The sequence below is a fragment of the Flexivirga sp. B27 genome (assembly GCF_052905685.1).
In genome coordinates this window covers 1-24,011 of the sequence record NZ_JBPYUM010000001.1, presented here as the reverse complement: position 1 = coordinate 24,011, position 24,011 = coordinate 1, and the positions used below count along the sequence as shown (strand labels likewise).

At 68.4% G+C, this 24,011-nt stretch carries 22 protein-coding genes; 1 reads left to right on the top strand and 21 read right to left on the bottom strand.

Annotation, left to right across the window (positions count from 1 at the left end; translation table 11 throughout):
- Positions 1-2: 2 nt before the first annotated feature.
- From carB to ACSZL9_RS00070, 9 genes are all read right to left on the bottom strand, one after another.
- Positions 3-3,308, bottom strand: a complete 3,306-nt coding sequence (gene carB, locus ACSZL9_RS00110; protein ID WP_446663423.1) for a carbamoyl-phosphate synthase large subunit — start codon at positions 3,306-3,308, stop codon at positions 3-5.
- Entirely contained in the window at positions 3,308-4,483 is a 1,176-nt protein-coding gene (gene carA / locus ACSZL9_RS00105) for a glutamine-hydrolyzing carbamoyl-phosphate synthase small subunit (protein ID WP_446663422.1), read from the bottom strand. Before carA ends, carB begins: the two co-directional genes overlap by 1 nt.
- Positions 4,480-5,769: a dihydroorotase gene (locus ACSZL9_RS00100; protein ID WP_446663421.1), complete on the bottom strand. Its 1,290-nt coding sequence runs from the start codon at positions 5,767-5,769 to the stop codon at positions 4,480-4,482. Before ACSZL9_RS00100 ends, carA begins: the two co-directional genes overlap by 4 nt.
- Entirely contained in the window at positions 5,766-6,689 is a 924-nt protein-coding gene (locus ACSZL9_RS00095; RefSeq protein ID WP_446663420.1) for an aspartate carbamoyltransferase catalytic subunit, read from the bottom strand. Before ACSZL9_RS00095 ends, ACSZL9_RS00100 begins: the two co-directional genes overlap by 4 nt.
- Positions 6,686-7,273 (bottom strand): bifunctional pyr operon transcriptional regulator/uracil phosphoribosyltransferase PyrR, encoded by a 588-nt coding sequence (gene pyrR / locus ACSZL9_RS00090; RefSeq protein ID WP_446663419.1) that lies wholly within the window; start codon positions 7,271-7,273, stop codon positions 6,686-6,688. The genes ACSZL9_RS00095 and pyrR overlap by 4 nt, the downstream gene beginning before the upstream one ends.
- A gap of 241 nt (positions 7,274-7,514) precedes the next feature.
- On the bottom strand, positions 7,515-8,387 hold the full coding sequence (locus ACSZL9_RS00085; protein WP_446663418.1) for a DUF1624 domain-containing protein: 873 nt from the start codon (positions 8,385-8,387) through the stop codon (positions 7,515-7,517).
- A gap of 36 nt (positions 8,388-8,423) precedes the next feature.
- Entirely contained in the window at positions 8,424-8,870 is a 447-nt protein-coding gene (gene nusB / locus ACSZL9_RS00080) for a transcription antitermination factor NusB (protein WP_446663417.1), read from the bottom strand.
- 2 nt (positions 8,871-8,872) lie between these two features.
- Complete coding sequence (efp, locus tag ACSZL9_RS00075) at positions 8,873-9,433, bottom strand: elongation factor P (protein ID WP_446663416.1); 561 nt, start codon at positions 9,431-9,433, stop codon at positions 8,873-8,875.
- A gap of 164 nt (positions 9,434-9,597) precedes the next feature.
- Positions 9,598-10,110 (bottom strand): O-acetyl-ADP-ribose deacetylase, encoded by a 513-nt coding sequence (locus tag ACSZL9_RS00070; RefSeq protein WP_446665086.1) that lies wholly within the window; start codon positions 10,108-10,110, stop codon positions 9,598-9,600.
- A gap of 100 nt (positions 10,111-10,210) precedes the next feature.
- Between ACSZL9_RS00070 and ACSZL9_RS00065 the strand changes: the two genes are divergently transcribed.
- A complete protein-coding gene (locus tag ACSZL9_RS00065) occupies positions 10,211-11,266 on the top strand; it encodes an acyltransferase family protein (protein WP_446663415.1) in 1,056 nt (351 codons plus the stop codon).
- A 9-nt stretch (positions 11,267-11,275) separates the two neighbouring features.
- Here ACSZL9_RS00065 and aroB read toward each other — a convergent pair whose 3' ends face one another.
- The 12 genes from aroB to ACSZL9_RS00005 all read right to left on the bottom strand — a co-directional run bounded on the left by aroB (position 11,276) and on the right by ACSZL9_RS00005 (position 23,876).
- A complete protein-coding gene (gene aroB, locus ACSZL9_RS00060) occupies positions 11,276-12,361 on the bottom strand; it encodes a 3-dehydroquinate synthase (protein ID WP_446663414.1) in 1,086 nt (361 codons plus the stop codon).
- Positions 12,358-12,876 carry a shikimate kinase gene (locus ACSZL9_RS00055; protein ID WP_446663413.1) on the bottom strand — a complete coding sequence of 173 codons (519 nt, stop codon included), beginning with the start codon at positions 12,874-12,876 and terminating at the stop codon, positions 12,358-12,360. The genes aroB and ACSZL9_RS00055 overlap by 4 nt, the downstream gene beginning before the upstream one ends.
- Positions 12,873-14,087 carry a chorismate synthase gene (gene aroC / locus ACSZL9_RS00050; protein ID WP_446663412.1) on the bottom strand — a complete coding sequence of 405 codons (1,215 nt, stop codon included), beginning with the start codon at positions 14,085-14,087 and terminating at the stop codon, positions 12,873-12,875. The genes ACSZL9_RS00055 and aroC overlap by 4 nt, the downstream gene beginning before the upstream one ends.
- 112 nt (positions 14,088-14,199) lie before the next feature.
- Entirely contained in the window at positions 14,200-15,093 is an 894-nt protein-coding gene (locus ACSZL9_RS00045; RefSeq protein ID WP_446663411.1) for a shikimate dehydrogenase, read from the bottom strand.
- Positions 15,063-16,277 (bottom strand): endolytic transglycosylase MltG, encoded by a 1,215-nt coding sequence (mltG, locus tag ACSZL9_RS00040; RefSeq protein ID WP_446663410.1) that lies wholly within the window; start codon positions 16,275-16,277, stop codon positions 15,063-15,065. Before mltG ends, ACSZL9_RS00045 begins: the two co-directional genes overlap by 31 nt.
- 230 nt (positions 16,278-16,507) lie before the next feature.
- On the bottom strand, positions 16,508-17,008 hold the full coding sequence (gene ruvX, locus ACSZL9_RS00035; RefSeq protein ID WP_446663409.1) for a Holliday junction resolvase RuvX: 501 nt from the start codon (positions 17,006-17,008) through the stop codon (positions 16,508-16,510).
- Between the two features lie 19 nt (positions 17,009-17,027).
- Positions 17,028-19,745: an alanine--tRNA ligase gene (alaS, locus tag ACSZL9_RS00030; RefSeq protein WP_446663408.1), complete on the bottom strand. Its 2,718-nt coding sequence runs from the start codon at positions 19,743-19,745 to the stop codon at positions 17,028-17,030.
- A gap of 156 nt (positions 19,746-19,901) precedes the next feature.
- A complete protein-coding gene (locus ACSZL9_RS00025; protein WP_446663407.1) occupies positions 19,902-20,114 on the bottom strand; it encodes a hypothetical protein in 213 nt (70 codons plus the stop codon).
- On the bottom strand, positions 20,111-20,506 hold the full coding sequence (locus ACSZL9_RS00020; protein ID WP_446663406.1) for a DUF948 domain-containing protein: 396 nt from the start codon (positions 20,504-20,506) through the stop codon (positions 20,111-20,113). The genes ACSZL9_RS00025 and ACSZL9_RS00020 overlap by 4 nt, the downstream gene beginning before the upstream one ends.
- 128 nt (positions 20,507-20,634) lie before the next feature.
- Positions 20,635-21,783 carry an ABC transporter ATP-binding protein gene (locus ACSZL9_RS00015; protein ID WP_446663405.1) on the bottom strand — a complete coding sequence of 383 codons (1,149 nt, stop codon included), beginning with the start codon at positions 21,781-21,783 and terminating at the stop codon, positions 20,635-20,637.
- A 3-nt stretch (positions 21,784-21,786) separates the two neighbouring features.
- The gene (locus tag ACSZL9_RS00010) at positions 21,787-22,881 is read right to left on the bottom strand and encodes an ABC transporter ATP-binding protein (protein ID WP_446663404.1); all 1,095 of its coding nucleotides are present in this window, start codon (positions 22,879-22,881) and stop codon (positions 21,787-21,789) included.
- Positions 22,878-23,876, bottom strand: a complete 999-nt coding sequence (locus ACSZL9_RS00005; protein WP_446663403.1) for an ABC transporter permease — start codon at positions 23,874-23,876, stop codon at positions 22,878-22,880. The genes ACSZL9_RS00010 and ACSZL9_RS00005 overlap by 4 nt, the downstream gene beginning before the upstream one ends.
- Positions 23,877-24,011 lie beyond the last annotated feature (135 nt).

Genomic DNA, 24,011 nt, shown 5'->3' with positions numbered 1-24,011 from the left:
GCTCAGCTCCGCCCGAAGAGGTTGAGATCGCGCGCGTGATCCTGCAGCGGCTTGACCCGGAAGGGTCCGGCCAGCTGCGCCTCGATGCCCTGGACCGCGGCAGCGAGTTGCTGCACCGTCGTGATGATCGGCCGGTCCATGCTCGTGGTCGCGGCACGGATGGCGTAGCCGTCCTCGCGGGCGCCCTGTCCGGACGGGGTGTTGACCACCATCGCGACGTCGCCCTGCTCGATCCGGTCCACGATGGTCAGCTCGCCCTGCGGGCCGATGCCTTCGCTGTGCTTGCGCACGACCTCGGCCTCGATGTCGTTGCGCCGCAAGACATCTGCGGTGCCGGCAGTCGCCAGGATGTGGAAGCCCAGGTCGGCCAGTCGCTTCACCGGGAAGATCATCGCGCGCTTGTCACGGTTGGCCACCGAGACGAAGACCGAACCCTCCCGTGGCAATCCGGTGACCGAGCTCAACTGGCTCTTGGCGAAGGCCGCACCGAAGTTGTCGTCGAAGCCCATCACCTCACCGGTGGACCGCATCTCAGGCCCCAGCAGGCTGTCGACGACCGCGCCCTCGTGGGTGCGGAAGCGCTTGAACGGCAGCACCGCCTCCTTGACCGCGATCGCCGAGTCCGCCGGCAGCATGCCGCCGTCGCCGGTCGCCGGCAGCAACCCGCTGTCCCGCAACTCCTGGATGGACTCGCCGAGCATGACCCGCGCCGCGGCCTTCGCCAGCGGGACCCCCGTGGACTTCGCGACAAACGGAACCGTCCGGCTCGCACGGGGATTGGCCTCCAACACATAGAGCGTGTCCTGTGCCAGCGCGAACTGCACGTTGATCAACCCGCGCACTCCGACGCCCTCCGCCAGAGCGCGGGTCGAGGTGCGCACCCGCTCGATCTCCTCGGCGCCCAGCGTGACCGGCGGCAGCGTGCACGCCGAGTCGCCGGAGTGGATCCCGGCCTCCTCGATGTGCTCCATGATGCCGCCGAGATACATGTCCACACCGTCGAAGAGCGCATCGACGTCGATCTCGATCGCGTCGTCCAGGAACCGGTCGACCAGCACCGGGTGTTCGCTGGACGCCTCAGTCGCACGCGTGACGTAGTCGGTAAGCGTCACGTCGTCATACACGATCTCCATGCCCCGACCACCGAGGACGTATGACGGCCGCACCAGCACCGGGTAGCCGATCTCCCGCGCAACGGCGAGAGCCTCGTCGACGCTGTATGCCGTGCCGTGCTTCGGCGACGGCAGGTCCGCCTCGGTGAGGACACGTCCGAACGCTCCGCGGTCCTCGGCGAGGTCGATGGCCTCCGGCGTCGTGCCGACGATCGGCACACCCGCGTCCTTCAACGCCTGCGCCAGGCCCAGCGGCGTCTGGCCACCGAGCTGCACGATCACACCCGCCACGGGCCCGGCCTGCTGCTCGGCGTAGAAGACCTCGAGGACGTCCTCCAGCGTCAGCGGCTCGAAGTAGAGGCGGCTGGAGGTGTCGTAGTCGGTCGACACCGTCTCGGGGTTGCAGTTGACCATGATCGTGTCGAAACCCTTGTCTTGCAAGGCGAATGACGCGTGCACACACGAGTAGTCGAACTCGACGCCCTGCCCGATCCGGTTGGGGCCTGAGCCGAGGATGAGCACCGCCGGACGCTCGCGCGGCAGGAGCTCGGACTCCTGGTCGTAACTGGAGTAGTAGTAGGGCGTCTGGGCGGCGAACTCGGCCGCGCAGGTGTCGACCGTCTTGTAGACCGGGCGGACACCGAGTGCGTAGCGCAGGCCTCGCACGACGGCCTCGGGCATCCGGGCCAGCTGCGCGATCTGCGCGTCGGAGAAGCCGTGCCGCTTGGCCAGCCGCAGCAACTCCGGCGTCAGCTGCTCCGCGTCGGCGATGATCTCCGCCATCCGGTTGATCAGCTGGATCTGGTCGAGGAACCAGGGGTCGATCTTGGTGCCGTCGAAGACCTCTTCCACGGTCAGCCCGGCACGAAGAGCCTGCTGCACCAACACGATTCGGCCGTCGGTCGGTGTGGCTGCCTGCTCCAGCAACGCCTGGCCCATCTCACGACTCGGGGCGTTGTCCGGATCCCAGTGGAACGCCGCGCCCTTACGCTCCAGCGAGCGCAGCGCCTTCTGCAGCGCCTCGGTGAAGTTGCGGCCGATCGCCATCGCCTCACCGACCGACTTCATCGTGGTGGTGAGTGTCGGGTCGGCGGCCGGGAACTTCTCGAAGGCGAAGCGCGGCACCTTGACCACGACGTAGTCGAGCGTGGGCTCGAAGCTCGCCGGGGTCTCCCGCGTGATGTCGTTGGGCACCTCGTCGAGGGTGTAACCGATCGCCATCTTCGCGGCGATCTTCGCGATCGGGAATCCCGTTGCCTTGGAAGCCAATGCCGACGAACGCGACACTCGCGGGTTCATCTCGATGACGATCATCCGGCCGGTCTCGGGGTCGATCGCGAACTGGATGTTGCAGCCACCGGTCTCGACGCCCACCTCCCGGATGACGGCGATGCCGACGTCGCGCATCTTCTGGTATTCGCGGTCGGTGAGGGTCAGTGCCGGGGCCACCGTGATCGAGTCCCCTGTGTGCACACCTACCGGGTCGACGTTCTCGATGGAGCACACGACCACAACGTTGTCGGCGTGGTCGCGCATGATCTCCAGCTCGTACTCCTTCCAGCCGAGGATCGACTCCTCCAGGAGCACCTCGGTGGTCGGGCTGGCGTGCAGGCCGGCGCCGGCGATGCGTCGCAGGTCTGCTTCGTCATACGCGAAACCGGAGCCGAGGCCGCCCATCGTGAACGACGGGCGGACCACCATCGGGTAGCCGAGCTTCGCTGCGGCTGCGATGCATTCGTCCATCGTGTGGCAGATGATCGAGTCGGCCGACTCGGCACCACAGCGCTCGACGACGCCCTTGAACCGCTCGCGGTCCTCACCCAGCTGGATGGCCTCGACGCTCGCACCGATCAGCGGGCAGTTGTACTTGTCCAGCACACCGGCCTCGTGCAGCGCGATCGCGGTGTTCAGCGCCGTCTGGCCGCCCAGGGTCGCCAGCACCGCGTCCGGGCGCTCCTTGGCGATGACCGACTCCACGACGTCCGGAGTGATCGGCTCGACGTAGGTCGCATCGGCGAACTCCGGGTCGGTCATGATCGTCGCCGGGTTGGAGTTGACCAGAACGACCCGCAGGCCCTCCTCGCGCAGCACGCGGCACGCCTGGGTGCCGGAGTAGTCGAACTCGCATGCCTGGCCGATGACGATCGGGCCTGACCCGATGACCAGCACGCTCTTGATGTCATCCCGCTTCGGCATCAGTTGTTCTCCTTGGTCTTGCTGGTGGAGTGCTTCGCGAGCAGCTCCACGAATCTGTCGAAGAGGTATGCCGCGTCATGTGGCCCGGCCGCCGCCTCCGGGTGGTACTGCACCGAAAAGGCAGGAATATCAAGGCATTCCAGCCCCTCGACCACGTTGTCGTTGAGGCCGATGTGCGACACGCGCACCCGGCCGAACTGCTCCCCCGCGGGAGCCTGCACAGGCTCGCCGTCCCGCGGTGCGTCGACCGCGAAGCCGTGGTTGTGCGCCGTCACCTCGACCTTGCCGGTGGTGCGATCGAGCACCGGCTGGTTGATGCCACGGTGGCCGTACTTCAGCTTGTAGGTGCCGAACCCGAGTGCCCGACCCAGCAGCTGGTTGCCGAAGCAGATCCCGAAGAAGGGAACTCCCGACTCCAGCACCTGGCGCAGCACCTCCACCTGGGGGGCTGTCGAGGGGTCACCGGGACCGTTGGAGAAGAAGACCCCGTCCGGGTTCACCTGCTGGATCTGGTCGAAGGTGCAGTCCGCCGGCAGCACATGGACATCGATGCCGCGCTCGGCGAGCCGGCGCGGTGTCATCCCCTTGATGCCGAGGTCCACCGCCGCCACGGTGAAGCGCCGATCGCCCTGTGCCGGCACGACATACGTCTCCTTCGTGCTGACCTCGGACGCGAGCTCGGAGCCGGCCATCTGCGGCTGCTCCCGCACCCGCTGCGCCAGCGTCTCGGCCGACTCGTCGGTGTGCGAGAAGATGCCCACCCGCATCGCGCCGGACTCACGCAGGTGCCGGGTCAGCGCACGGGTGTCGACGTCGCAGATGCCCACGATCTCTTGCTCGACGAGCTCGTCCTCGAGCGTGCGCTGGGATCGCCAGTTCGACGGGCGGAGTGCGGGATCGCGCACGACATACCCGCTCACCCAGATGCGTCCGGACTCCGCGTCCTCGTCGTTGACGCCGGTGTTGCCGATGTGCGGCGCGGTCATCACGACGACCTGCCGGTGGTAGCTCGGGTCCGTCAGGGTCTCCTGGTATCCGGTCATCCCGGTGGAGAAGACCGCCTCGCCATACGTCTCACCGATGGCGCCGTAGGCCAGTCCCGTGAAGGCGGTGCCGTCCTCGAGGACCAGCGTCGCGCGGCCACGTCCGGTCAGTGGATCGGTGTGGGTCGTCATGCTGAAACCTCCTGATTGAGCAGGGTGGGCCGGCCACGCAGCAGCGTGGACTGCACCCGACCGGTGAGCTGCATCTGATGCCACGGGTTGTTGCGCGACAGGGAGTGCGAGTCGGCGCGGTCGACCTCGACAGTGGCGGTCGGGTCGATCAGTGTGATGTTGGCCGGCTCCCCTGCGGCCAGCGGGCGACCGTGCCCGCCCAGTCCGGCGATGCGCGCCGGCGCGGTCGACATGGTCTCGGCGACCTGTGCCCAGGTCATCAGGCCGGGCTGCACCATGACGGTGTTGACGACCTGCAGCGCCTGCTCCAGGCCAAGCATGCCGAACGCCGCCTCGGCGAACGCGTGCTCCTTGTCGTGCCGTGCGTGCGGTGCATGGTCGGTGGCGACCGCGTCGATCGTGCCGTCCGCCAATGCTTTTCGCAGCTCGGCGATGTCTTCCTCGGGACGCAGCGGCGGGTTGACCTTGTAGGTCGGGTCGTAGTCGGTCAGCCGGGTCGTGTCGAGCATCAGGTGATGCGGCGTCACTTCGGCGGTCACTGCGATGCCCTGGGACTTGGCCCACCGGATCACCTCGACCGACCCCGCCGTCGACACGTGCGCAATGTGCACGCGTGAGCCGGTGTGTCGAGCGAGCATCACGTCGCGGGCGACGATGACTTCTTCGGCGACGCCCGGCCAGCCCGGCAATCCGAGCCGCCCGGACAGTTCACCTTCGTGGCAGCAGGCGGCGCCGTCCGCCAGGCGCGGCTCCTGCGCGTGCTGGGAGACGACCCCGCCGAATGTCTTGACGTATTCGAGCGCTCGTCGCATCAGCCGTGCATCGTGCACGCACTTGCCGTCGTCGGAGAAGACCCGCACGTTGGCGCGGCTTCGAGCCATCAGGCCGAGCTCGGCAAGCTCTTCTCCCGCAAGGCTTTTCGACACGGCACCAACCGGCTGCACGTCAACCAGCCCGCAGGCCGTGCCGAGGTCGAGCACCCGCTCGGCCGCTTCGGCGGTGTCGGTCACCGGGTTGGTGTTGGCCATGGCGAGCACCGCCGTGAAGCCACCCGCTGCAGCAGCGGCCGACCCGGTGCGGATCGTCTCGGCGTCCTCCCGGCCCGGCTCACGCAGGTGCGTGTGCAGGTCGACCAGCCCGGGCAGCGCGACGAGCCCGTCGGCGTCGATGACCGTCGCGCCCTCGGCGGTCGGGCTGCCGACCTCGGCGATCAGACCGTCCTGGATCAGCAGATCCTTCCGCCCTGTGCCGAGCAGGTCGGCACCCTTGATCAGATAGTTCGTCATGCCTCGCCTCCGAGCAGGTGGTAGAGCACACTCATCCGGACGGCCACACCTGCGGAGACCTGGTCGAGGACGAGGGAGCGAGCTTCGTCCGCGGCATCCGCGGTGATCTCCAGGCCGCGGTTCATCGGGCCCGGGTGACAGATCACCGCGTGCTCCGGCAACGCGCGAAGCCGGTCACGGGTCAGCCCGTAGCCGACCGTGTATTCACGCGGTGTGGGGAAGAAGCCGCCCGTCATACGCTCCTTCTGGACGCGCAGCATCATCGCCGCATCCAGTTTCGGGAGCACTTCGTCGAAGTCGTAGCTGTAGGAAAAGCCTTCAACCGCAGACCAATCCGCGATTCCGCTGGGCATCAGCGTCGGCGGCGCCACGAGAGTGACCTCGGCGCCGAGGGTGCGCAACAGGAGCAGGTTGCTGCGCACGACCCGCGAGTGGGTGAGGTCCCCGACAATGCCGACGTGCTTTCCCGCGAGGTCACCCAGGCGGGCCTGCATGGTGTAGGCGTCCAGCAGTGCCTGGGTCGGGTGCTCGTGGGTGCCGTCACCGGCGTTGACCACGATCGCGTCGACCCAGTCGGTCACCTGCTGCGGCGCCCCGCTCGCGTGGTGGCGTATGACGAGGGCGTCGACGCCCATGGCCGCCACCGTCATCACGGTGTCCCGCAGCGACTCGCCCTTGCTCACCGAGGATCCCTTGGCCGAGACGTTGATGACGTCGGCCGAGAGCCATTTGCCGGCAATCTCGAATGACGACCGGGTGCGGGTGGAGTCCTCGAAGAAGAGATTGACCACCGTGCGGCCGCGCAACACCGGCAGCTTCTTGACCTCACGCCGCTGCACGTCGTGCATCTGGGCGGCGGTGTCCATGATCTGCAGTGCGTCGTCCCGGCTCAGGTCGGCCGCCGACAACAGGTGCTTCATGCCGTCCCCTCCGCTGCTGAAATGCGGACTTCCTCGACACCGTCCGGGTCCTCGAGCCGGACACTGACCCGCTCGGACCGCGCCGTCGGGAGGTTCTTGCCCACGTGGTCGGCGCGGATGGGCAACTCGCGGTGGCCGCGGTCGACCAGCACGGCCAGGCGCACCGCTTGCGGCCGCCCGAGGTCGCCGAGGGCGTCCAGCGCGGCTCGCACCGTGCGACCGGAGTAGAGGACGTCGTCGACGAGCACGACGGTCCTACCGTCGACCCCGCCCTCCGGGATCGTGGTGGCGCCGACCGCCCGGGTCGGCTGGCTGCGCAGGTCGTCGCGGTACATCGTGGTGTCGAGCGTGCCCACCGGCACGTCGGCACCCTCGATCTCGCGCAGCAACGTCACGATGCGTCGGGCGAGCGTCTCCCCGCGGGTCGGAATGCCGAGGACCACCAGGTCCCCCACACCCTTGTTGTGCTCGACGATCTCGTGCGCAATGCGCCGGAGAGCACGGGAGATGTCGGAAGAAGTGAGAACGATGCGGCCGGGCGGGTCACCCGCGGGCCTGGGCACAGCAGAGTCAGGACGCTCCATGCGTCGGGACCTCCTTCGCCGCCTCACAGGACGGAATCGTTAAAGGATGTCGAACGCGGCAAGAGTACCGCTGACGCCGATGTGGCCCGCGCCACGTCCACCCACTGATTCGCCGACAGGCCCCCCGATCACCGACAGGCCCGCCGATTCCGGGCGAAATCGGCCCAAATCGCCGGGCCTCTCGAGCAACCGGGGGCCTCTCGGCGAAGTGGGTGGGCGGGCGAAGTCGCAGGGTCGTGGGTCAGCTGATCAGCCAGAGCGCGCCATACAGCACGGGCTGGTGGAGCACATAGATCGAGAGCGTATGCCGCCCGAGCACGCCCACCCACTGCAGTGGCCCCGGTGCGGGCCGCCACGCACGCACTCTCGCGACTGTCGCGACTTCCTCGCTCGAGACAGCCGATTCCGACGACACACTCGCGACTGTCGCGACTTCCTCGCCCGGGACGGTCGCCGCACCGGCCAGGTCCAGCACCCACCGCATCAGGCCGACACCTACGAAGGTCACCGCGACCCACGGCAGCACAGGCTGCCAGTCCAAGGACGGCCGGGTGCCTTCGGCAAGGCCGGTCCAGGACACCCACGGCGACCGGCCCGGCAGGTGCACGACCAGCGGGAGCACGACGGCGACCGCGGCGAGCAGCCATGGCACGACCCGTGGTGCGCGCACTGTCGGCAATGCGAGCAGCGACACCACCGCGATGGCCTGCAGGATCCCGAAGGTGACCAGTTGGTCCGGCTCGAAGATCGCACTGAATCCGGTGATCACCAGCCCGAGCGCAATCAGCTGGATCTCCCTGCGCCAGAACGATTTCCAGCGGATCCCCCGCCGATGCGCCAGCACCAGCGAGACTCCGACGAGGAAGAGGAACGAGCTCGCGATGGTGTGCGCGATGATCTTGCCGGACTCGTGCGCGCTGATCCGCCAGGAGATGAACCCCAGGTCCCCGAGGTCCCAGACGAGGTGGAACAACACCACCGCGATGATCGCGAGACCTCGCAGCAGATCGACGACCGCCCACCGCGGGGTGCGTGGTGGACGGCCGGGAGAAGCCGCATGTCCGTCAGCCGCAGGCGAATCGGTCGCCGTCGGCGATGAAGCGGGTTTCGTCATACGCACTAGGACCCACCGAAGCCTCGAACGGCTCCGTCAGACGAGGGACTGCTTGACCGCGGCGATCTTCGCCAGCAGTCCGTTGACGAACTTCGGCGAGCTGTCGGTCGACAACTCTTGTGCCAGCTTGACGGCTTCGGAGATCACTACGGGAGCGTCGACACCCTCGGCCCACACCAGCTCCCACGTGGCCGCGCGCAGCAACGACCGGTCGACCGCGGGCATCCGCTCGGGCGGCCAGTCACTGGAGCTGTAGGTCTGCAGCGCATCGTTGATCGCGGCCCAGTGGTCGACCACGCCGCGCACGATCTGCACGGTGTAGTCCGGCAGCGGAGTCTGCGTGGTGGGCACGTCGACCCGCTGGTCGACCAGCTCTCGAGCGTTGACCCCGCGCTGCTCGGCCTCGAAGAGCAGGTCGAGCGCCTTCTTGCGCGCCTTGCTGCGCGAGCCCCGGCGGGCGGAGGTGTCGGGCGTCTGCGGCATTGTCAGCTGACGCGGCCCAGGTAGGAGCCGTCACGGGTGTCGACCTTGACCTTGGTGCCCTGCTCCAGGAAGAGCGGCACCTGGATCTCGGCGCCGGTCTCCAGCGTCGCCGGCTTGGTGCCACCCGACGAGCGGTCGCCCTGCAGGCCCGGCTCGGTGTGGGTGATCTCGAGCACCACCGAGGCGGGGAGCTCGACATACAGCGCGGTGCCGTCGTGCTGGGCGACGATGGCTTCCTGGTTCTCCAGCAGGTAGTCGGCCGCCTTGCCCACGGTGTCAGCGGCGATCGGCAGCTGGTCGTAGGTCTTGGTGTCCATGAAGATGTAGTCGGTGCCGTCGTTGTAGAGGTACTGCATGTCCGACCGGTCGACGTTGGCGGTCTCCACCTTGACGCCCGCGTTGAAGGTCTTGTCGACGGTCTTGCCGGACAGGACGTTCTTCAGCTTGGTGCGCACGAACGCCGGGCCCTTGCCGGGCTTGACGTGCTGGAACTCGACCACTGACCACAGCTGGTTGTCGATCTTGAGGACCAAGCCGTTCTTCAGGTCGTTGGTGGATGCCACGTTTCGCTCTTCTCTTTCGGTTTCGACGGACGTTCGACGGATGCTGTCGGCCCCCGAGGACGTATGCCGGGCTGTCGCTGCGCGAACCCCTCCATCAGGGCGCGAGGCAGCCGCACAAAGCAGCGGGAGGGCAGCAGTCTAACGGTTTCGCGCGGTATGCCGCGTCACGCGTCCGCCAACGCAGCCTCGAACGCCGCGAGCGCGTCAGCCGAGAACAACGCGAAGGTGACCTCACGCACCGCGCAGTCCGTGCCCCGGACCGTGTGCACCGCGATCCGCGCGGCATCCTGCATCGGCCAGCCATAGATGCCTGCGGACACCGCTGGGAACGCGACAGACTCGGCGCCCAGCTCGTCGGCGACCCGCAGCGACTCGCGATAGCAGCCGGCCAACAGCGCCGACCGGTCCTCGGTCCTGCTGTGCACCGGCCCGACCGCGTGGATCACCCAGCGCGCCGGGAGGTTCCCCGCGGTCGTTGCCACCGCCTGCCCGGTGGGCAGCCCGTCCGGGAACCGCGTCTCCCGCAGCTCGCGACACTCCCGCAGGATGTCCGGACCGCCGGCGCGGTGGATCGCGCCGTCGACTCCCCCGCCGCCCATGAGTGACGAATTCGCAGCGTTGACAACCGCATCCACCTTCAGCGTGGTGATGTCGGCCTGCTGGGTGAAGATCCGCATCTGCAGCACGCTACGCCGATCGAGCCGTCGTATGACGCCCTGACGGGCGGCCAGTGCGCCATACTCGCTGCCCGTGAGCCCTGTCAGCCCTGTGACCCCCGTGAGCACCGGTCACGCGCCGCGGGCCCGGGACCTCGGCCTGGACGCCGCACGCGGCCTGGCGATCGTCGCGATGGTCATCGCCCACTCCCACCCGTGGTTCGTCGCACCGGCCCCGTTGAACCGCCTGATCGGCGAAATCAACGACCTGGCGTCACCACTCTTCGGACTCGTGATGGGTGTGTCGGCTGGCCTGGTCGCCCGCGGTGTCATCGAACGTCAGCGGGAACGTCGGCAGGAGAAGTGGCCGACGATCGCCCACTTCGCGGTGCGCGCGGTGCTGTTGGTCGTGATCGGCGAGCTGCTGCTGAAGTTCGACGTCTGGATCGCGTTGGTGTTGCAGCCACTCGGGCTCACTGCTCTCGTCGGCGCGTTCCTGATGTTCCTCCGGCCACGGCACCTGGCCCTGCTCGCCGTCGTGACCTGGGTCGCCCAGCTCGCCAACACGCTGCCCGGCACCGACCCCGACACCGCGGACTGGCACGAACCACTGCACTGGCTGCGCTTCTACGTGCTCAGTGACTCGCATTACCGGCTGACCGGCCTGCTCCCGCTCTTCCTGCTCGGAGTGTTCATCGGCCGCGTGGGGCACACCCGTGCGCGCACCTTGCAGCTCACGTTCGTCATCGGGGTGTCGGGTGCCATCGGCTGGCTGGCCGGCAAGGCGCTGCACCTGTCCGCCGAACCCGGCCGCTGGATCGACAACACTCACGACCTGGCTCTGTGCACCATCGCCTTCGCGGTCGTGTGTGTCGCCGCCGGCGCACGGGCACCGCTCGGCACCGCTGCACGGGCGGTGTTGCGCCCCATCGCCGTGATCGGGACGGTCGCGCTGTCGGCATACGCCCTGCAGTTCCCGCTGCTGCGGATCCTGGTGCACCACGCACCCGCTTGGCTTCCATTCGGCTGGCGTCCTGCGGTCGTGTTCATCGTGCTGTGCCTGGTGCTGAGTTGGGCGTGGGCGCGGCTGGTCGGTCAGGGGCCGCTGGAGTGGCTGCTCGCACAGCTCAGCGGCAAGCGGCTGCTGGCACGGCGTCGGCAGCTCGCGACGCGCTGAGCGTCGTGCTCAGGCCCGCACGGCGTCGAACGCGTCCCGCAACATCGCCTCGTCGGGACCGCTGAGCCGGGTCGGCGCACCGAGACCGGTCAGCGCAACGAAGCGCAGCGTCGAGCCGCGGGTCTTCTTGTCCCGGCCCATTGCCGCACGCAACGCCGACCACCGCTCGCCCGCGTCGCCGTCAACGGGGTATGCCGTCGGCAATCCCAGCGACTGCAACGCCTTTCGGTGCTGGTCGACCAGGCCCTCGCCGATCAGGCCCGCGCGGCGCGACAGCTCCGCGACATAGACCATGCCGACCGCCACGGCGTCGCCGTGCCGCCAGCTGAAGCCGGACACCTGCTCGATCGCATGCGCGAAGGTGTGCCCGTAGTTGAGGATCTCCCGCAGTCCGGCTTCCTTCAGGTCCGCGGCGACCACCTCCGCCTTGACCTGCACGGCGCGCGCGATCAGCTCCGGCAACACCGCGCCCGAAACGTCAGTGGCTGCAACGGGATCCGCGGCCAGCTCCAGGATCCGGGTGTCCGAGATGAAACCGCACTTCACCACCTCGGCCAGCCCTGCCGCCAGGTCCGCCTGCGGCAGCGTGCGCAGCAGGTCCAGGTCGCAGACCACGGCAGCCGGCGGGTGGAAGGACCCGACGAGGTTCTTGCCCTCGGGGATGTTGATGCCGGTCTTGCCGCCGACCGCGGCGTCCACCATGCCCAGCACTGTCGAGGGCACCTGCACCACCGCGACGCCACGCAACCAGGTCGCCGCGACGAATCCGCCGAGGTCGGTGGTCGCACCGCCACCCACTGCGATGACGGCGTCGGTGCGGGTGAAGCCAGCGTCGGCGAGCACCGACCACAACCGGACTGCCACGTCCGCGGTCTTGGCGGCCTCGGCATCCGGGAGCAGCTCGACGACAGCCTGTAGCCCGGAGTCCGCCGCAGCGGAGGCGATCCGTCGGGCGGTGTCGGCCATGACCGGCGCATGCACGATCAGCACGCGTTGCGCGCCGTCCGGCACCTGCGCGACGACCTGGTCGAGCACGCCGTTGCCGATGATCACGTCGTAGTCGTCGCCGACTCGGATCACGGTGGTGTCACTCATGATTCGCGAACCCTCGAGGTCACTTCGCCGGCAACGTCGTCGGCGGTGCGGCCGTCGGTCTCGACCACCCAGGTCGCCAGCCGCTCGTAGGTCGGGCGACGCTCCCCCATCATCCGGGTCCATGCCGCCCTGGGGTTGACCGCGAGCAGTGGCCGTGCGGCGGAGAAACCGACCCGACCGGCGGCGTCGGCGATCGTGACGCTGAGGAACGCCACAGGAAGTCCCTCGAGCAACTTCGCGGTCGCAGGCGTCATCGGAGCACCACCGCCGACTGCGACGACGCCGCCACCGGCGGCGGCGCGTCGCACTGCGTCGGCCTCGAGTTCGCGGAACCGCGGCTCACCCTGCTCGACGAAGATGTCCGAGATCGACATACCCTGCTCGGCCTCGACCAGTTCGTCGGTGTCGACGAAGTCCAGCCCGAGCTGCTCGGCGACCAATCGGCCGACGGTCGTCTTGCCGGCGCCGGGCGGGCCGATCAGCACCACTGCCGGCGTGCGCTGCTCGTCACTCATCGCTGAAGCTCCGGGATCGCCGCGAGGTATGCCGCGTGGTTCCGCGCGACCTCGGGCACACTGTCGCCGCCGAACTTCTCCAGCGCCTCCTTGGCCAGCACCAGCGCGACCATCGCCTCCGCGACGACGCCGGCGGCCGGCACCGCGCACACGTCCGAGCGCTGGTGTATGGCGGTCGCGTCCTCACCGGTCGCGACATCGACCGTCCGCAACGCGCGTGGCACCGTCGAGATCGGCTTCATGGCCGCGCGCACCCGCAGCACCTCCCCGGTCGACATACCGCCCTCGGTGCCGCCGGCACGATTGGTCTCGCGGCGGATCCGACCGTCCTCGCGGACGATCTCGTCGTGCGCGACCGACCCGCGGCGGGCAGCCGTGCGGAAGCCGTCACCGACCTCGACACCCTTGATCGCCTGGATGCCCATCAGTGCACCGGCCAACTGGGCGTCCAGCCGCCGGTCGCCGTGCACGTGCGAGCCGAGGCCGGGCGGCACGCCATACGCAAGGACCTCGACGACCCCGCCGAGCGTGTCACCGTCCTTCTTCGCCGCGTCGACAGCCGCCACCATCCGCCCGGACGCATCCGCGTCGAGCGAGCGCACCGGGTCGGCGTCCAGTGCCGCGACGTCGTCCGGACCGGGCAGTGGAGCGTCGTCGGCGACCTCCTCGCCGCCGATGGCGACTGTGTGCGACACCAGCCGGATGCCGAGCGCCTGCTCCAGGAAGGCCGCTGCCACCCGGCCGAGCGCGACGCGTGCGGCGGTCTCGCGGGCGGACGCCCGCTCCAGCACCGGCCGCGCCTCGTCGAAGCCGTACTTCTGCATCCCGACCAGGTCGGCGTGCCCGGGCCGCGGGCGGGTCAGCGGACGGTTGCGGGCCAGCTCGCCGGACGCTCCGACGTCGGACGAAGCGGCCAGGTCGGACGGGTCGACCGGCTCGGGACTCATCACCGCCTGCCACTTGGGCCACTCGGTGTTGCCGATGGTGATCGCGACGGGTGAGCCGAGCGTGCTGCCGTGCCGGACTCCCCCGGTGAACGACACCTGGTCCTGCTCGAACTTCATCCGGGCGCCGCGACCGTAGCCGAGCCGGCGTCGGGCGAGTGCATCGGCCAGGTCCTGCGCACTGACGGTGACCCCGGCGGGCAGACCGTCGATCACCGCGGTGAGTTCCGGGCCGTGGGATTCACCTGCAGTCAGCCAACGAAGCATGCCGCCGATCTTTTCATGGCGCCCCGGGCGCCCGTATGCCGCCGCCGTATGCCGGGACGCGCGACCGATCCGCGAGAGTCGCGACTTGTTCGCCGAACCTGCCCGCCGAGAGCTACTCGCCGAAACCGCTGGCCGCCCGACCGGCACGCTGCATGACATCCAACGGCGCGGGGCGACCGGTCATCAGCTCGAACTGCGCAGCCCCCTGGTGGATCAGCATCTCGATCCCCGGCACGATGCGAGCGCCGTATGCCGCAGCCGTGCTCGCGAGTTCGGTCGGCCAGTCGGCATAGACGACGTCGAGCAGGACCTTCCCGGTCGCGGCCGCATCGGCCGCGACGCCCAGCTGCGCCATGGTGTCGGCCAGCGAGTCCGCGGCACCGGCCGGAGTCGTGCTGACCACCAGCGGCGCCTCCAGGACCGCGGCGGCGCCCTCGGTCTCGTTCTCTGCCTGGCTGAGGACCACCACCCGGAAGCCGTGGTCGTGTGCCTGCGCGAGCGTGGAGGCGCGCACCTGCTTGCGTACGACGAAGACGACCTCGGGGATCTGCAGGTCGGCCAGCGCGGCCAGCGCTGAGCGTGCCGTGGCTCCGGACCCGACGAGCACCGCCCGCGGGACCGCGCGCTCCCCGACCCCGGCGTTCCGCAGCGCCTCACGGATGCCGAGGACGTCGGTGTTCTCCCCGTGCCAGCCGTTGCCGTCCCGGATGAGCGTGTTGACCGCCCCGGTCCGGCGGGCGACGTCGCTGGAGGAGTCGGCGATCAGCAGCGCCTCCTCCTTCAGCGGCATCGTCAGCGACAGGCCGCGCCAGGTCGGGCCCATCCCGTCGATCAGCTCACGCAACGACGCCGCGTCGCACTCGCGCAGGTCGTAGGACCAGTCCGACATACCCATTGCCTCGTATGCCGCCCGGTGCAGCACCGGGGACAGCGAGTGGGCGATCGGCTTGCCGAGGACCGCAGCGCGGTGCCGGGTCAGCACTTGCCCGAGTGCTGCTTGCACCACGAGTGGAATGCCTTCTCGTTCTTCTGCTGCTCCTCGTAGGTGTCCGCGAACAGCGTCTTGCCGGTCTGCGGATCGACGGTCACGAAGTAGAGCCACTTGCCGTCCGCCGGGTGCAGCGCCGACTTGATCGCCGCCAGTCCCGGACTGTTGATCGGCGTCGGCGGCATCCCGGTGTTGAGGTAGGAGTTGTAGGGACCTTCCTTGTTGCGCTGCTTGTCGGTCGTGGTGATGGTCCCGCGCTGCTTCTCGGCGTAATGGATCGTGGAGTCCAGTTGCAGCGGCATACCCTGCTCGACGCGGTTCTCGATCACCCGGGAGACCTTCGGTCCATCAGAGGTCAGCCGGGACTCGGCCTCCACCAGCGACGCCCGCACCATCACGTCGTGCAGCTTGTTCTCCGGGATGTGCAACGGCTCGACCTTCTTGCGCCATTCGGAAACCATCTTGGTCAGCTGCTGCTGCGCCGTGGAGTCCTTACCGAAGTTGTATGTCGACGGGAAGAGGTAACCCTCCAGGTGACCCTTGGCGGCTGCGGGCAGCCCGACCGAGGCGGCGGTGACCTTCTGGTAGTCCGCCAGCGGCACCCCGGTCCGCTTCGACAGCAGCTTGAAGACCTCCTGCGCCCAGAGACCCTCAGGGATCGTGATGCCGTTGCTCTTGAAGCTCTTGGGGTCGAGCATCATCGCCAGCGCGGCCTGCGCGCTCATCTTCTTGTGCAGGGTGTAGCTGCCCGGCTGGATCGAGCCGAAGTCGCGGCTGGCGCCCGCAGCCTGCACGAAGGCACCTGTCGACTTCACCACGCCCGCCTTCAGCAGCGCCTGGGCGATGGCGGCGCCGGAGTCGCCCTCCTTGACCACGATGGTGACCGAGCCGCTGCCCTTGCCCTTGTAGTCGGGGTCGGTCTGCTTCATGCCGGGCAGGCTGACCCGCCCGACCTTGCTGGCCGCATAACCGGCACCGGCCAGCGCGACCACCATGAGCACCACCAGCAGCAGGCACGAGCGGCCGGCCCGGCGACGCCGATGGCGCTGCAACTCCTCGTAGGAAACGCGCTGACCGTCGATCTGGTCGTCCTCCACGGGCGTCCAGTCGTGGAAACCGGTCCACTCACCGTCATCCGATGCCGGCTCTCGCCCGACGGAGGCGGCGACGAACTCGGTGGTCTCGTCCTGTGAGGAGTCCACCGGCGGTGTGCGGCGGGCGGCCGGTCGGGACGCGGCGGGGCGAGCCGATCCTCTCGATCTGGTCGGTCCTGCCGATCTGTCGCTCGTGCTCTTCCGGCGGGATTCCGGTGCGGCACCCCTCGGCGTATCCGAGGCGGCGCCGGCAGCTGCGGCACGTCGGGCACGTTCCCGGGCTTCCCGGCGAGTGCGTGGAGCCGCCTCGCTCGAAGAGTGCCTGTCTGAGGGAGTGCTCACGGTCGCCTTTCGCTGTCTGTCCGGGAGTGACGTGGCTTGCGCCCACCGACAAGTTCCCCGGCAGGCTGGCCCGAAACTCGCTCCGCGTCAAGCGCGGCTTGCAGGATCAGCACAGCTGCTTGTTGATCGACCACTTCTCGTCGCTGTCGCTCATGCAACCCGCTGGCGCGCATCGCCCGGTGTGCGTCCACGGTCGTCATACGCTCGTCGATCAGCCGGACCGGCAACCGGGGTGCCCGACGACGCAGCGCCTTGGCCCACCCGCGCGCGGCCTCGGCGGCCGCCCGCTCGGTGCCGTCCAGCGACAGCGGCAACCCCACCACCACCTCGATGGCGGAGCGTTCGGCGGCCAGGTCGGCCAGTTGCTGTATGTCGGACTCGTCCCCGGCCCGCCGCAAGGTGTCCAGCGGCGTCGCGACGGCGCCACCGGGATCGCACACGGCGACGCCGACGCGGACACTGCCCACGTCGACGCCGATCCGGATGCCCTGTCTCATCGCAGCCTCGCCGAGCGACTCACTGCACCCCGGCGAGCGTGTGCAGCTGGCTCTCGACCGCTTCCAGCGCGGCGCCCACCGCGGAGGAGTCGGTGCCGCCGCCCTGGGCGATGTCCGGCTTGCCGCCGCCACCGCCGCCGAGCACGCCGGCAGCGGTCCGCACCAGGTCGCCGGCCTTGATGCCGCGGTCCCGGGCACGGGCGTTGGTCGCAACGACCACCAGCGGCCGGCCCTTCGCCGAGCCGGTCACGGCGACGACGGCCGGAGCCTGGTCGCCGAGCCGGTCACGCAGCCCGGTCGCCAGCGAGCGCACGTCGTCCGCGCTCAGCTCGCCGCCGTCATGGGTGAGCACGCGCACTCCCCCGATGTCGTTCGCACCGGCGACCAGATCACCGGCCTGCGCCTGCAGTTGCTGCTGGCGCAGTGTCGCGATCTCGCGCTCCGCGGTCTTGACCCGGGTCAGCAGCTCCTCGACCCGCTCGCGCAACTCGCCGGGCTGTGCCTTCACCAGGCGGCCGAGCTCGGCGACGATCGCGCGCTCCTTGGCCAGGTAGCGCAACGCGTCCATGCCGACGAACGCCTCGACCCGGCGGACGCCGGAGCCGACCGACGACTCACCGGTCAGGGTGAGCGCGCCGACCTGCGAGGAGTGCGCGACGTGGGTGCCACCACACAGCTCGCGCGACCAGGGGCCACCGATCTCGATGACGCGGACCTGCTCGTCATACGTCTCGCCGAAGAGGGCCAGCGCGCCCCACTCGCGTGCCTGGGGCAGCGTCATGTACTGCGAGGAGACCGGCAGGTCCTGCCGCACCGCCAGGTTGGCGACCTCCTCGATCTCCGAACGGGTTTCGGCCGACAGCGCGCTGTTCCAGGCGAAGTCGAGCCGCAGGTAGCCGGGCTTGTTGTAGGAGCCGCTCTGCAGCGCCGACGGGCCGAGCACCTGGCGCAGCGCCGCGTGCACGACGTGCGTGCCGGAGTGCGCCTGACAGGCCGAGATGCGCCAGTCGGGGTCGACCTGGGCCTCGACCTCCTCGCCGACCTTGACCTCGCCGGACGCCACCTCGACGGTGTGCACGACCAGGCCCTTGACCGGGCGCTGGACGTCGAGCACCCGCAGCTGTCCGCTCGGTGTGGTGATGATGCCCTCGTCGGCGATCTGACCACCGGACTCGGCATAGAACGTCGTCCGGTCGAGCACGACCTGGCCGGTCGCGCCCTGCTCGAGTCCGTCGACCCGCTGCCCGTCGGACACCAGACCCACGACCTTGCCTTCGGTCGAAAGCGCTTGGTAGGCCTGCCAGTCGGTCGCCCCGAGCTCGCGCAGCTCCTTCCAGATCTCGGTGTGCGCGTGGCCGCTCTTCTTGGCCTTCGCGTCCGCCTTCGCGCGTTCGCGCTGCTCGGTCATCAACCGGTTGAAGCCGTCACGGTCGACCTCGACGCCCTGCTCGGCAGCCATCTCCAGCGTCAGGTCGATCGGGAAACCGTAGGTGTCGTGCAACGCGAAAGCCTCGGAGCCGCGCAGCGTCGGCGCGCTGTTGCCGCCGAGCGCCGCGGACGACTGCTTGGCCTTGGTCACCGCGGTGTCCAGGATCGTGGTGCCCTGGTCGAGCGTGCGCCGGAAGGCGTCCTCCTCGCCGTACGCGATCTGGCTGATCCGGCCGAAGTCGGTCGCCAGCTCGGGGTATGACGCCTTCATCCGCTCCAGGCTGACCGGCAGCAACTGCGGCAGGACCTTGTCGCGGTAGCCCAGCAACCGCATGGCACGCACAGCCCGCCGCAGCATCCGACGCAGCACGTAGCCGCGGCCCTCGTTGCCCGGGGTCACTCCGTCGCCGATGAGCATCAGCGACGAACGCACGTGGTCGGCGACCACGCGCAGGTGCACGTCGTCGGGGTGGCTGGAAGTCACTGAGTGCCCCGAGTGCGCGCCGTAGACCTTGCCGGTCATGTCCGCCGCCTTGGCCAGCACCGGGTAGACCTCGTCGATCTCGTAGATGTTGTCCTTGCCCTGCAGCAGCGTCGCCATGCGCTCCAGGCCCATGCCGGTGTCGATGTTGCGCTTGGGCAGTGGACCGGAGACGTCGAAGTCGGGCTTGCTGCGGACGGCGGATAGCTCCTCGGACATGAAGACCAGATTCCAGAACTCCATGAAACGGTCCTCGTCGACCGCCGGTCCACCGTCGGCGCCATACTCCGGACCACGGTCGTAGAACAGCTCCGAGCAGGGTCCGCCCGGCCCGGGCACACCCATGTGCCAGTAGTTGTCGTTGGCATCCCGCCGGGTGATGCGCTCGATCGGTATGCCGATCTGCTCGTGCCAGATCGCGAACGCCTCGTCGTCGTCGGTGTAGACCGTCGGCCAGATGCGCTCGGGGTCCAGACCGTAGCCGCCGTCGTCGACCGACGCCGAGATCAGTCCCCAGGCCAGCCGGATGGCGCCTTCCTTGAAGTAGTCGCCGAAGCTGAAGTTGCCGTTCATCTGGAAGAACGTCACGTGTCGAGAGGTCTTGCCGACCTCCTCGATGTCGCCGGTGCGCACGCACTTCTGCACACTCGTGGCACGCGGCCACGGCGGCGTCTGCTGGCCCAGCATGTAGGGCTTCATCGGCACCATGCCGGCGTTGACGAAAAGCAGGTTCGGGTCGTCGTAGATCAGGGGCGCGGAAGGCACAACGGTGTGCTTGTTCCGCTCGAAATAGTCCAGCCAACGTCGGCGGATCTCAGCGGTTTCCATCATCAATTCCTTTACGTCTCGACACGCTGGCCGAGTAAGCAACTCAAGCTAGCCAGCTCAAGCTGGTCGAGTAGGGCGAGCCGCTAGGCGAGCCCGTATCGAGACCACATGTCAGCGTGTGTCTGTCTGTGCAGCAAGCAGGTCGGAAGCGGGGCCTCAATGGCCCTCGATAGCTCGCGCCTCGTCGACCTTCTCGCCGGGCAGCGTCAGGTGGGTGTCCATGGCGAGCACCTCGCGCAGTTGCGCCTCGCGCTCGCCCATGCCGTTTCGGACTTCGTCGCGGAAACCGGCCACCTGCTCACGGGTGCTCGGCCGGCTCGCGATGACGGCGCCGATCGCAATCGCTCCGATCGGGATCAGCCACTTCATGACCGCCCACCGACCTTCTGTGCCGGATCGACCGGCTTGAGCCGGCGTCCCTCGACCGCGGAGCGCACGCCGTAGGAGAACGCTGCGATCTTGATGAGCGGCCGCCCGACCGTCGCGGTCGCCACCGAGGTCAGCGCGCTGACGTTCGTGGTCATCGTCGCGACATTGGATGAGATGGTGTCCAGCCGGGACAGCTGCTGGCCGGTCGCGGCCACGGTGTCGGTGACCTCGCGGAGTAGCGGCACGGTCTCGTCGGTGATCTCGCGCACTCCCGCCCGCGTCTCGTCGAGCACCTTGCCGGCCTTGCCGACCACGGCGCCCATGCGCAGCACGAACAGGACGAACGCCAATGCGGCGATCATCCCGGCAATGTCTCCGAGCGAAACGCTCATGTCCGATCTCGTTCCATAATCGCGGCCAGCCTACCGAAGGCATGCACCCGACGTCGCACGAGATCGGGCCCGCGCAGTTGACTGCACGGGCCCGATCTCGTTCTGACGTATGACGCGCACCGCGCGACTCAGGAAGCGTCCGCCTCGGCCGTGAGGTCGGACTTCACCTCCGGGAAGTGGCACGCGATCGTGTGCGCCGGCTTGGTGTCACTCGGCTCCAGCAGCGGCTCCTCGGCGGCGCAGATCTCCTGCGCCTTCCAGCAGCGGGTGCGGAAGCGGCAGCCGCTCGGCGGGTCGATCGGGCTCGGCACGTCGCCGATCAGCCGGATCCGCTCGTTCGGCACAGCGCCACGCACGACGTTGAGGTCCGGAGCGGCCGACAGCAGCGCCTGGGTGTAGGGGTGCTGCGGCTTCTCGTAGATGTCCTCCCGGTCGCCGAGTTCGACGACCTTGCCGAGGTACATCACCGCGACGCGGTCACAGAAGTGTCGGACGATGCCGAGGTCGTGGGCGATGAAGACGAAGGCGATGCCCAGGTCGCGGCGCAGCTGGCTCATGAGGTTCATGACCTGCGCCTGGATCGACACGTCCAGCGCCGACACCGGTTCGTCGGCCACGACGACCTTCGGCTCCACCGACAACGCCCGCGCGATGCCGATGCGCTGGCGCTGACCGCCGGAGAATTCGTTCGGGTAGCGGTTGACGTGCTCCGGGTTCAGGCCGACCAGCTCCAGCAGCTCCTGGACGCGCGACTTGATCTTGTTCTTGGGCACCAGTCCGTGGATCTCCAGCGGGGCACCGATGATCTTCATCACGGTGAAGCGCGGGTTCAGGGAACCGTAGGGGTCCTGGAAGATCATCTGGATGTCGCGGCGCATCGGGCGAAGGTCCTTCTCCTTCAGCTGCGCGATCTCCTTGCCCTGGAACTCGATCGAGCCGCCGGTGGGCTCGAGCAAGCGGGTCACCAACCGTCCGGTGGTGGTCTTGCCACAGCCCGACTCGCCCACCAGGCCGAGGGTCTCGCCCTTGGCCAGGTCGAAGCTCACTCCGTCGACCGCACGGGTCTGCAGCGTCTTCGGGAAGAGCCCGGAGTATTCCTTCACCGGGAAGTGCTTGACGAGGTCCTTGACCGTCAGCAGGACCTCGCGGTCACGCTTCGACTCGTGGACGACGGGACTCGCCGTGGTCTCAGTGTCGTTGCTGGTGTCGTGGTCGGCGGACTTGGTGATGTCGACGGAGGCGGCTTCGCCGGCCTCGTCGGTGGTGTTGTCAGTCATCGATCACTCCAAGTTCGGGGCGACTTCTTCGGCGAAGATCGCAGCAGGGTCGGCCAGATGGCAACGGCTGAGTCGGCCCGGCTCACCCGGCACTTCGGTGAACTCCGGCATCTCGGTCGCGCACCGATTGTCCGGCACGCGATCGGTGAAGCCGCACCGAGGGGCGAAGGAGCACCCGTCCGGCAGATGCAGCAGGCTCGGCGGGTTGCCCGGGATCGGCTTCAGGTCGGAGCCGACATCCGCGCTCAGCGACGGCACCGAGCTCAACAGACCCCAGGTGTAGGGCATCCGCGGATTGGCCAGTACCTCCTGTGCCGTCCCGTGCTCGACACTGCGGCCGGCATACATCACCAGCACGTGGTCCGCGACCTCGGCGACGACCGCGAGGTCGTGGGTGATCATGATGATCGCCGAGCCGAACTCCCGCTGCAGGTCGTTCATCAGGTCCAGGATCTGCGCCTGCACCGTGACGTCCAGTGCGGTCGTGGGCTCGTCGGCGATCAGCAGCTTCGGGTCGTTGACCAACCCGAGCGCGATCATCGCGCGCTGGCGCATACCGCCGGAGAACTCGAAGGGGTACTGCTTGGCGCGGCGGTCCGGGTTGGGCACGCCGACCCGGTCGAGCATCTCCACTGCACGCTTCGCGGCGACCGACTTGGACACCTTGTGGTGCGCCAGGTAGGCCTCCATGATCTGCGCGCCGACCTTCTTGAAGGGATGCAGCGACGACTGCGGGTCCTGGAAGATCATCGCGACGGTCTCGCTGCGCAGCTTGCGGAACTCCGACTGCGAGGCACCGATGAGCTCCTGCCCATCGAGCTTGATCGAGCCACCGATGCGGCTGCGCTTGGGGTCGTGCAACCCCATCACGGCCATCGACGACACGCTCTTGCCCGAGCCGGACTCCCCCACGATGGCCAGCGTCTGGCCGGCCTTCACCTCGTAGGAGACGCCGTTGACCGCGCTGATCAGGCCTTCCTCGGTCGGGAACTGCACCTTGAGGTCCTCGACGGTGAGGACGACGGGAGCGTTGGGGTCCAGGGGTGGACGGCGATGAGTGCCCGGATCGCCCGCCGGTGGTGTTGTGGTCTGGGTCATGTCAGCTTCACTGTCGGGTCGACGGCAACGTAGAGCAGATCGACGATGAGGTTTCCGAGCACGATGAACGTCGCACCCACCAGGACGGTGCCGGCGATGACCGGCAGGTCGTTGGTGCTGATCGCGTCCAGGCCGAGACGACCGATACCGCGCACGTTGAAGACCTGCTCGGTGAAGATCGATCCGGACAATTGCAGTGCGACCTCGACGCCGATCAGCGTCAGGTATGGCGCGATCGTCGCGCGCAGCGCGTGTCGCCAGACGACGCGCCGCTCGGAGATGCCCTTCGATCGTGCAGTCCGCACGAAGTCACTGGACAGGGTGTTGATCATGAAGGCCCGCACGAAACGCACGTAGGCCATCGACGCGAACAGGCCGAAGATGATCCAGATCGAGATGAACCCCTTGAACCACGCGCCCGGGTCGTCGGTCAGCGGCGTGTAGCCGGTGGCCGGCAGGATCTTCCAGGTGAAGATCAGGTAGAGGTTCAGCAGCAGCGCCACCGCGTAGTAGGGAGTGGCGCTGATCAACTGTGAGGCGCCGACCAGGAATCGGTCGAGGGGTGAGCCACGGTTGCGTCCACACACCACACCGAGCAGCAGCCCGAGCGGGATGTAGATCAACATCCCGCCAAAGACGATGGCGAAGGTCACTGGCATGACCTGCTTGACCTGGTCGGTCACGGACTGGCTCTGCACATAGGACCAGCCGAGGCAGGGAGCGTCACAGTGTCCGGTGACCTGTCCGTCGTTGGTGATGTCGCGCCCGGCGACCAGACCCTTGACGTAGGTCCCGAACTGCGAGACGACCGGCTTGTCCAGGCCGAGTGCATGGTTGATGTCGTGCACCTTCTGGTTGGTGCACTTCGTGCCGCAGATCTGGTATGCGACGCCGTCCTTGGCGGGTCCGGTGAAGAACAGGCCGAAGGTCAGCACGATTGTCGCGAACAGCACCGAGATTGCGAGAAGCAATCGTCGGGCGATGTAGACGATCACGTGGTGGCTCCTAGAAAGATGGTGACCCGCCGGTGACCGGCGCGCCGGAGATGGTGCTCAGCGCGCCGGTCACCGGTGGATGTGAGGTCGAGCCTCAGCTCACTGCTTGACCCAGAGCTGGGACAGGGTCGGCAT